The 9,717-nt window shown below is 45.9% G+C and carries 10 protein-coding genes and 2 rRNA genes; all 12 read left to right on the forward strand.

What is annotated here, in order from left to right; genetic code table 11:
- Positions 1 to 926, forward strand: a 23S ribosomal RNA gene (locus tag M0R35_07170); the annotation flags it as partial.
- Between the two features lie 155 nt (positions 927 to 1,081).
- Positions 1,082 to 1,198: ribosomal RNA gene (rrf, locus tag M0R35_07175) — 5S ribosomal RNA — on the forward strand.
- A 922-nt stretch (positions 1,199 to 2,120) separates the two neighbouring features.
- Positions 2,121 to 2,624 carry an ORF6N domain-containing protein gene (locus M0R35_07180; GenBank protein ID MCK9595437.1) on the forward strand — a complete coding sequence of 168 codons (504 nt, stop codon included), beginning with the start codon at positions 2,121 to 2,123 and terminating at the stop codon, positions 2,622 to 2,624.
- A gap of 70 nt (positions 2,625 to 2,694) precedes the next feature.
- Positions 2,695 to 3,045, forward strand: a complete 351-nt coding sequence (locus tag M0R35_07185) for a hypothetical protein (GenBank protein MCK9595438.1) — start codon at positions 2,695 to 2,697, stop codon at positions 3,043 to 3,045.
- Positions 3,046 to 3,824: 779 nt separating this feature from the next.
- Positions 3,825 to 4,175: a hypothetical protein gene (locus tag M0R35_07190; GenBank protein ID MCK9595439.1), complete on the forward strand. Its 351-nt coding sequence runs from the start codon at positions 3,825 to 3,827 to the stop codon at positions 4,173 to 4,175.
- 239 nt (positions 4,176 to 4,414) lie between these two features.
- A complete protein-coding gene (locus M0R35_07195; GenBank protein MCK9595440.1) occupies positions 4,415 to 4,693 on the forward strand; it encodes an HNH endonuclease in 279 nt (92 codons plus the stop codon).
- 459 nt (positions 4,694 to 5,152) lie between these two features.
- Positions 5,153 to 6,190 carry a cytochrome c3 family protein gene (locus M0R35_07200; protein ID MCK9595441.1) on the forward strand — a complete coding sequence of 346 codons (1,038 nt, stop codon included), beginning with the start codon at positions 5,153 to 5,155 and terminating at the stop codon, positions 6,188 to 6,190.
- A 49-nt stretch (positions 6,191 to 6,239) separates the two neighbouring features.
- Complete coding sequence (locus M0R35_07205; protein MCK9595442.1) at positions 6,240 to 7,061, forward strand: alpha/beta hydrolase; 822 nt, start codon at positions 6,240 to 6,242, stop codon at positions 7,059 to 7,061.
- 12 nt (positions 7,062 to 7,073) lie between these two features.
- Positions 7,074 to 7,199, forward strand: coding sequence for a desulfoferrodoxin FeS4 iron-binding domain-containing protein (locus M0R35_07210; GenBank protein MCK9595443.1), 126 nt, complete (start codon positions 7,074 to 7,076; stop codon positions 7,197 to 7,199).
- A 158-nt stretch (positions 7,200 to 7,357) separates the two neighbouring features.
- Complete coding sequence (locus tag M0R35_07215; protein MCK9595444.1) at positions 7,358 to 7,681, forward strand: hypothetical protein; 324 nt, start codon at positions 7,358 to 7,360, stop codon at positions 7,679 to 7,681.
- Positions 7,682 to 7,776: 95 nt separating this feature from the next.
- Positions 7,777 to 9,180: an MATE family efflux transporter gene (locus tag M0R35_07220; GenBank protein ID MCK9595445.1), complete on the forward strand. Its 1,404-nt coding sequence runs from the start codon at positions 7,777 to 7,779 to the stop codon at positions 9,178 to 9,180.
- 214 nt (positions 9,181 to 9,394) lie between these two features.
- The gene (locus M0R35_07225; protein ID MCK9595446.1) at positions 9,395 to 9,643 is read left to right on the forward strand and encodes a DUF2892 domain-containing protein; all 249 of its coding nucleotides are present in this window, start codon (positions 9,395 to 9,397) and stop codon (positions 9,641 to 9,643) included.
- The last annotated feature ends 74 nt before the right edge of the window (positions 9,644 to 9,717 follow it).

Consider the following 9,717-nt stretch of genomic DNA (forward strand, 5'->3'; position numbering starts at 1 on the left):
TACTCTGGGGATAACAGGCTTATCGGGCTCGAGAGTTCACATCGACAGCCCGGTTTGGCACCTCAACAACATGGGGTGGTCCGGAAGTAATTCCGGACATGCATTGGCTAATAACGGTGGAGCCCAATAGAAATTCGGGTAATACCGTGGGAAGTCTTAAAAAGCATAAGCAGTTATTCAATGGTCTTTTCTCTTGGTAACAAATATTAGGCAAATAAGGCTGATAACTTAACCTTCAATCTACATCTATATGAATGCGGTTAATGTTATTAAGTGTATGGTTGTCGACTATTTCGTTGCCTCGAGAAACCATGTTTTTTAAGACCCCGTAACGACTGATTGTGTCGCGCAAGCGACATCCCGGCCTTTCCAATAGGCCGTGGGTGTGGACATTCTATCCGGATGTCATTAACACACATGAGATAGCGACCAGCAGTTTCGGTCCTATAATACGCCAACTCCGCTATAATTGCAGCGGATGAAGATATAGTCTAATCCCACTCGAAAGGGTGGATACGATTGCGATGTCGGCTCATCCTATCCTGGGGCTGGATAAGGTCCCAAGGGTCCGGCTGTTCGCCGGTTAAAAGGGTACGCGAGCTGGGTTCAGAACGTCGTGAGACAGTTCGGTCTCTATCTGGTGTGGGCGTTAGGATATTTGAAGGGGAGTTCTCCACAGTACGAGAGGACCTGGAGAAACGGACCTCTGGTGTTCCGGTTGTCCTGCCAAGGGCAAAGGCCGGGTAGTTATGTCCGTAAGGGATAAGCGCTGAAAGCATCTAAGTGCCAAGCCCCCCCCAAGACTAGATATCCCTGGACCGTAAGGTCCTGAAGGCACCCTGTAGACTATGGGGTTGATAGGCACGATGTGTAAGATCCGTAAGGATTTAAGCTAACGTGTACTAATTGCCAATCGGCTTGGTCTTTTAATTTCTTCGGTTAATAGTAGTTTTACCAATATCTTGTGAGTTGTCGAATATTTACGGCAAAATAGAGGGATTTGCCCTTTGCTGATCTGCTTGAAAAACATCAGATCAATGCGCAAAGGACTAAATTCCCGACTATATAGCCGACAGGAATTTGGAGTATCGATACCGCGAGGGCCACACCCGTTCCCATTCCGAATACGGTAGTTAAGCCTCGCAGGGCCTATGGTAGTATACTCGTAAGGGTATGTGAGAGTTGGTTGGTGCTCCATTAAATTCAAAGGCCCCCGCAATTAATTTTACGGGGGCTTTTGATTTACCCATCGGTCGCATGACTGCGTCAGGATCCGCGCTGGGTTAAATACGGATCCTTTACATAGATGCCCGTTGATCAAGGCGAAAGCTGAGATCAGCGGGCTTTTTTTGTGCCCCGACATTTTCGCGCGGTAGCAGTTTTTTTGCGGCATATTTCTCGCGTCATCGCTTGATTTCTCCAGCGGAGAAATCTGCGCTCTGCGGAAATCTCGCTCTTGAAGATTATCCATGTGTGCGGCAAACCGTGCCCGCTCGATTTCCTTATGTGCCGCTCAAACACACCGCAGCACCCAATAATTACATAGTAACGGGAAAATGGCAGGGCATGTTGTATGGGGGTCCAGGAAGTTGCAAACTTGAGGTTCCAATTTGGAACATCAAGTTAAGTCTGTTAGATGGATGATTTAAGGTCACAATTTGTGACCTTAAATTCAGAAAGCCTTATGGTAAAGTAGGTTAACAACTTGAGGTCGCATTTTGCGACCTCAAGTTGAACTGGTCAAAATTTGTGACCAGTTGCAGCAGGAGTTAATTAGTGGTATCACAAAAAGTGATGCCATGTTAGATTTTGGGTTTTTCTACGTCTATTATAAGTTAAGGTAGTACAAATTAGGATGAGTTTGATATCGTACCTAAGGTGCCAATTTGGCACCTTAGATGGATGGGGGAGACTTGATGTGCCAATTTGGCACATCAAGTTGAGCTTTGACAAAAGATTTTGTTAGATTTTGTCTCCTTTTACGTCTATTAATAGTGAGTGGAAAAATGCTAACTTGAGGTCACAATTTGTGACCTCAAGGTGAAATAATATCCAATTGACTAAAACTGAGGTTTTAAACTTGAGGTGCCAATTTGGCACCTCAAAAAGAGGGGAGTGAAATGAATGATACTCTTTCAGTAGGTTTGGTGGCAAGTAGAATATACGAGGTTCGTGGTAAAAGGGTAATGATAGACAAAGATTTAGCTATGCTTTATGGAGTTAGAACAAAAAATTTAAATAAAGCCGTCAAAAGAAACATTGAGAGGTTTCCGGAAGATTTTATGTTTAAACTGACAAAACAGGAAGTTTCGAACTTGAGGTTCCAATTTGGAACCTCAAGTTGGGGAGGTAGTAGATATTTTCCTTGTGTGTTTACCCAGGAAGGTGTTGCCATGCTTTCGAGTGTTTTGAATAGTGAGAGAGCTATTGCGGTTAATATCCAGATTATGCGAGCGTTTGTGAGTCTGCGGAGAATAGGGCTAACTTACACAGGGTTAAAGCGTAAGATTGAGGATATGGAGAAGAAATACGATAAGCAGTTTTCGATCGTGTTTGAGGCGATAAAACAGTTGTTGGAGCCGGCTCCGGTAAAAGAAAAACCGCCGATAGGATTTCATCGTTGAGCCTTTAAATTAGTTTGCGCGGGGATTGTTTTAGGGTTAAAATAAATCAACGCATAACCAAAGAGACGCAATGGCACAAAAACTGATTATATCCCTGCTCATTTGTATTATCGGGGCATTTAATTTTGCGATATGCCCGGCTGCCGAGCAGGGCGAAACTCTGCACACCTATGAGCTTACCGGAACCGTGATCTTTCTGGATAAGATCCAGATCCACCTGCGCAATGAATTGAATAATAACGTGCGTTTTGTTACTTATTTCGGGATCACTGAAAGCACACAGATAACAGGGGATATTCAAATAGGGGCGGTGGTCAAGGTTATGTATAACAAAAGAAAGATCAGAAATGATTTTATCCTGAGGACTGCTTCATCCGTTGAATTGATCCAGCCTGCGCCGGCAACAGAACAAGGGCAGTAACGGGCTTGCGCAGGGATGCCCCGGTAAATTAGGTTGCTTTGCTATAGTTTTAGCGTTAGAATACTCCAATAGTCCACAGGGAGGGAATTGTGGGGGTTGGAGGGTAAATTTACGAAGCAGCTTGGTCCGAAGAGGATGGGCTGCTTTTTTTGTCCCCTGACATTCTCTGTGAGGTAGCGGGGCCTGGCAAGGCATCAGGTCAGTGAGAACTGGGCAGTCGCTCGAACAGTCCTCGGCCGTTGGCCTGCACCCGGACGAATAGGAACGTCCGGTACGGTCTTTTGGCCTGCGGAACTCGCTTGGTGCTCCAGTCCTCACTATCCCTATGTTAATATGCCTTGCCACCCGATAATAACAAGGGGAGGAAAATGGTAGGGGACTTTGTGAGTGAGGGGGGGCGCGGCAAGGTCTCTGACCACAGCCACTAGCTAACAAAGAACTTGGAAAATTGCAGGGATTTGGTGTGGGTGGGGGCGGCTGAACTCGTTTGATGACACAGCCGCCCTATTATATTTATCACGCAAGCGAAAATCAGGGTTTGTATTATAAGAAGAGTAGACTTTTGAAAATATTGGACTTGTTATTATGTAGGTTAGGCGTAACAAAATATGTCAAGTGGTATAATCAAGTGCAAATTAATATTCACATGGTTTCACTTCGTGAAGGAATAAGTCTGGAAAAGTTAATGCTACATAAATAAATATATTGACAAAAATATATTTAGTATTATACTACAGATAATACAGTTGTATTTTTTAACAACATAAAACGGAGGGCATATGCCATTTGAGTTATTTGTGAATAAAAAGTCTACATCTGCAGTTCCGACAATTAGTATACTAAAAAGTGGTAACATATTTATTAATTCAAAATGTTATGATGAATATTTTACAGGCGCAAAATATATTAATCTGTATTTCAATAAGGCTGCTAATAGTATGGGGGTTCAACCAGTAAAGAATCCTGAGAAATACAGCTATTCTATGAGACAGGCAAGTAATAAAAAAGGTGCAGCGATATCGGCGGTATCTTTTTTTAAGAACTACAAAATAGATTATAAGAAGGGAACTAGAGCGTATAATGTGGTTTGGAACACGGTTGATAAACTTGTGGAAGTTAAACTAGAATAATTATATAAGAAAGCGAGCCACCGCTGTGAACGATGGCTCGCCTAAAAAACACCATAAAATTTCCAGCTTGGGAGCTAGAAGGTAGGCGTTTTCTATTAGTAAAATAACACCTCCGTGTCTAGTTGTCAAGGGAAATACTACAAGGAGGTGTCTATGAGCGGTTTTATTTAATTTTCATAAGATTATTGTTTGGGTATAACAGTTAATTCACAAGAAGTATAAAAACAAAAGGAGAAAGAATGAGCTTTAATGAATATATGGTTCAGATGGTATGGGAAAAAGGTGTAATCGTGCCTGGATATGATTCATCTGTATGGCGTAAGGACACATGTGGAGCTTGGATATGCAGATCTTTTTATGGCAACCGGGAAGCATCCTATGGTTGGGAAATTGACCATATTAAACCATCTGCGTGTGGAGGTGGAGATAATTTGGATAATCTTCGTCCGCTCCAATGGCAAAACAATGCTAGCAGACAAGATGATGGTGGCTTGTTTTGTATAGTTACAGCTAGATGAAATATCTGTATTGTGCGAAATAGCGGAAAAGGCGCCTATAGCTTTATAGTTATAGGCGCTTTTTATTCTAATCTCAAAAAGTGTCTTGGTTTTTTGTTTTAGAGAGTTATAATTAAGGAGTATATCGTAGACGTTGTAGGCAAGGGGTTGATGGATTTGAAATTATGAAAAAATGTTTTCAGATGGTAACGGGATGGAAGTAAGAGCCGTTAAATCAAAGGAGGCAGTATGAAAAAGAAAACTGTTTCTAAATCCGGGAAAAGCGTTTCCAAGCGTACATGCAAGGTTCCTTGTCCTTATTGTAGTGGCGGCGCTTGCGGCAAGGATCCTGGGCATCCGACACAGCATAAATGCAACAAGTGTGGGGCAAAGTGGTCGTGATAAAAAAATAGTATCGTAGACGTTGCAGATAACCTGCGGGTGTATTTAGGATTATGAATGAATGTTGGGGGGGGGAAGATGAGGAATAGGACGGGGATATTGTTGGCGGCGATCATGTTTATTGCAATGCCGGCCCTTGCCGGGGATATGGAGCCAAAACCGGAAGATATATTCGATAGCAGCCTGCATAAGACGGCTAAAGGAATGGAATTCTGGTATAGCAAGGAGAACAACGGTTTTGAGCAGGTCACCGGAGTCCCGTATGGAGAACTTCCCTGTAGTTCATGCCATGTAAAGTCCTGCGATGTTTGCCACGCTGCGGAGAAAGGCGGCAAAAGGGTATATTCCGAATCCGCGGCCAAGAATCAAGGCCTTTGCCTTAAGTGCCATGTGAAGCACGCTGCCATATACAAGATTGACAGTGAAAACCATGAAGAAAATCCGCATAATGCGAAAGGAATGATCTGTACTGACTGCCATAGCGCCCGGGATCTGCATGGCGACGGCATACAGTATGATTCGATGAAACAGCCCGGAGCGATAGCGGCTAAATGCGAGACCTGCCACAGCAATATAGAAAAGAGCGTATCTCACACAGTACACGGGGATAAATTGGATTGCACCGCCTGTCATGTCCGTCAGGTGGTGAGCTGCGCTAACTGCCATATGGGGACGCTGAAGAAGGAGCATAAAAAGGTTTATTTGCCTTTTAGCGGATGGACGTTCTTGCTTAATTACCGGGGTAAAGTCGCCAGCGCTAATATGCAGACTTTTGTGGCTGAGAATAAAAAAGGGTTTTTGATCTTTGCCCCGCAGTACAGCCATTCTCTGCGCGAAAAAGGCAGGCTATGTAACGAATGCCACGGGATCGAGGTATTAAAAAGGATGGATGCCGGGAAGCTTGAGCTTTTGAAGATAGATAACAAAGAGTTGGTACAGGCGGAAAAAGGGGTTATTCCGGTAGCCGAGGGAGTGAAATACGGATGCGCGTTGATGGACCGGGTCAATGATGCTTGGGTCCCGATTGAAGGTGAAGGTGCGCTTGAATCGCATTTTCCGGCTTTCGGCAGCCCGCTTTCCAGGGAACAGATGGAGGATCTGAAAGAAAAGAGGTGAGAATACTTATATGAAAAGAATATCCCGTGGGATTGGGGTTTTGTTTATTTTGATCGGAATAGCTTGGTTGGTCTGGTCGCAGGTTACAGGGCATCAGAAGACTGCTGTTTCCGGGGACGGGGTTCCTATATCGTATTCGGTGTATGGAAAAGGCGAGCCGGCGCTGGTTTTTGTGCATGGCTGGTGCGCTGACCGGTATACCTGGTATCACCAGGTGCCTTATTTTGATAAAAAGTACAAGGTTGTGGCGTTGGATCTGGCAGGGCACGGGTCTTCCGGCAGGCAAAGGCAGGTCTATACCCAGGAGGCTTTTGGCGAGGATGTTGCCGCGGTGGTTCGAGCTGTGGGGTGTCGCAAAGTTATTCTGATCGGCCATTCCATGTCCGGAACAGTGATATTGGAAGCGAATTTGCTTTTAAAGGGAAAGGTTGCCGGGCTTATCGCTATCGATACCCTGGAGAATTTCGAGCGTATTGCCACTCCTGAACAAATTCGGCAATACATCGATCCCATAAAAGAAGATTTTGTCAAAGGAACCAGCGCGTTTGTCCGGGAGATGTTCCCCCAGAACGCCGACCCCAAGCTGGTTGACAGGGTAGTCGCGAAGGTGTCGTCCGCTGTGCCGTCAATAGCGCTCAATGCCCTGGAATACTATTTTAAAACTCCGGTGATCCCGCTTTTGAGCGGAGTGGATGTTCCGTTATGGTGTTTGAATGCCGACTTCTGGCCGAGCGCTCCGGAGATAAACCGTAAATACTTGAAGTCTTATAATCTCAGAATAATTCCGGGACTGGGGCATTTTCTGATGCTTGAGGCTCCGGATGAATTCAACAGGCAACTGGAGGATATTATCCAACAGATCGAAAAATAAAAAGGAGGAAGAATGGAAGTAAAAGAGATCGGGGAAAAATTCAAATGCAATGTCTGCGGTAACGAAGTTACCGTCACTAAAGCGGGCGGCGGTGAACTTGTTTGTTGTGGGCAGCCGATGGAAAAAATAGATAAGTGAATAAAACCCGATTAATAGCCGCTTTGGTGATGTTGGTGCTGATCTGTTTTGCCCTTGTTTCTTGCGGTTTTAATTACCGTTATTTCTTATCCCGGGGCGAATATGTTAAAATAAAGGGTCTGTCTCTATTTTTGGCTGTCAGTTAAGGGGGGAATAAAATGAGAATTTTAGTTAGCCTGGTTTGTCTATTGTTTGTTTTTGTTTTAAAGGCGTTTGCGGCTTGCGATGAGTGCGAGATGCCAACTGCCGCAATGGTTAGTACGGAATGCGTAGCCGCTAAGTTGAACTGCATAGCGGCATGTAAGACAAAAGAAGCGGCGGAGATATCCGCCAAGGCCTCTGACAATATGGCTCAAGCTCAACAGAAAACGATAGAAGTGCTTAAAGAGACATTTATTGTCGCCCAGCAGACCGCGGAGCTGTTGGATAAGTTGATCCAGACGCTTAACGAGAACAACCCAAAGCCTGCGGCCCAGCAATAGCGGGATGAAGTAAAATTAAAATCAGCCCTCTGCGGCTTATATGGCGCAGAGGGTTTTTATTTGGATTTACCGGTCGGGGTGGTATAATTGAGCGCATGAAAGATAAACAGGTGGTTCATAGAGAAGGCGGGGTGCGGGAGATGATGGCTATCGCTTTGCCGATGGTTATTTCGCACGCCTGCGACACAGTGATGATCTTTACTGACCGGTTATTCATGGCCAGGCTGGATCCTGAACTGATGAACGCGGTCATGGGCGGAGGATTGGCTTCGTTCATGTTGATGTCTTTTTTTATCGGACTGATCGGTTTTACCACCGCTTTGGTCGCCCAATACCTGGGCGCTAAGAAAAAAAGCATTTGCGGGGTTGTGCTGACCCAGTCGGTGATAATGGCGGTCATCGCCTACCCGCTGATAATTTTTATGCGGCCGCTGGCGCACTGGTTATTCAGGGCGTTGGGCGTGGGACCGGGACAGATCGGGCCGCAGACCGCGTATTTCGATATCCTGGTTTATGGCACGATCATCGGCCTGTTAAGGATATCTTTAAGCAGTTTTTTCTCCGGTATCGGCAGGACGCGGATCGTGATGATCGCGTCTTTCTCCACTATGCTGGCTAATGTCGGCTTGAATTATATCCTTATTTTCGGCAAACTGGGCTTTCCGGCAATGGGGATCTTTGGCGCTGCGTATGGGACTGTTTTGGGCGGGGTAGTGGGGTTAGTGATCCTTGTGTGGGCGTATTTGCGCAAGAATAACCGCCGGGAATTCAGTCTGGAGAGTTCGCCCCGGTTTGACCGGGAAGTGTTCGTCAAACTTCTGCGTTTTGGTTCTCCCGCGGGTTTGGAGATGTGCCTGAATATCTTCGCGTTCAATGCCATAGTAACTATGTTCCATTCCTTGGGGCCGGTGACCGCTACCGCGGCTACAGTGGTTTTTAACTGGGACCTGGTTTCGTTTGTTCCGCTGATCGGGATCGAGATCGGCGTTACCAGCCTGGTAGGCAGGTTTATGGGCGCCGGCAAGCCGGATAAGGCGCACAAGGCGGTTATGTCCGGATTGAAACTCGGTTTGGTTTATTCTTTTTTCATATTCGTTTTATTCATCGGTTTTACCGGGCATATGGTTGATCTTTTCCGGCCGATGGAAGCAGGCGTTGTTTTTGCTCAAGCCGCTCCCATTGCAGTGACTATGGTCAGGATCGCCTCGGTTTATGTGCTGGTTGAGGCGGTGCTGTGCGTGTTTATCGGGGCTTTAAGAGGAGCCGGCGATACCCATTGGGCTATGCGTATGTCTGTAACCCTGCATTGGATGATGGCGATAACCCTGGCAGTGATTATGCGTTTTCTGAAGTTGCCCCCTGAAATAGGCTGGGCGGCAATGGTATTTTTATTCCTGGTATTTTCCGGGCTGGTGTTTTTACGTTACCGGGGGGGGAAGTGGCGGGCTATGCGCATAGTAGAACCGGTGATCATCCCTGAAGAGGGGTTTATTGAATAGTCCGCGCCGGCGGATAAATAAGGCTTGCGCGGGGGTGTATAAAGAGTAAAATAATATATGTTACTACACTCCAGCTTAATTGGTAAGGTTGGTGTTAAGTCAGGAATTAGCATCCGGCTAAAGCGGCATATGAGCGGGTGTTGTGAAGGTGATTTTACACCCGGAGCAATTGGAATATGCTCCGGTGTTGAGTCTCCACTCAAGGAGGTGGAATATGGTAAATATGGGAAAAACAGAGAGAATAATCCGTATAGTTACAGGCGCGGGCGTGATCATCTGGGGCCTGCTTACAAAGAACGTGCTGGGTTTGATCGGGTTGCTGCCTTTGATCACCGGATTGGTCGGCTGGTGCGGATTGTACAAGATAATGGGAAATAGATCATGCTGCGGTTCTGGTAAGCCGAAAGAAGAGCCGAAAGAAGAGAAGCCGCAAGGTGGTGGATGTTGTTGTGGGGGGAAATAATACACCCGGCGTAAGAGGATAGGGTGTTTCTTAAGCGATACTGGCACCCGGCGTAATCGCACCCGGCGGTATTT

The sequence above is a fragment of the Candidatus Omnitrophota bacterium genome, from assembly GCA_023227985.1.
In the GTDB taxonomy this organism is placed as follows: Bacteria; Omnitrophota; Gorgyraeia; order Gygaellales; family Profunditerraquicolaceae; genus JALOCB01.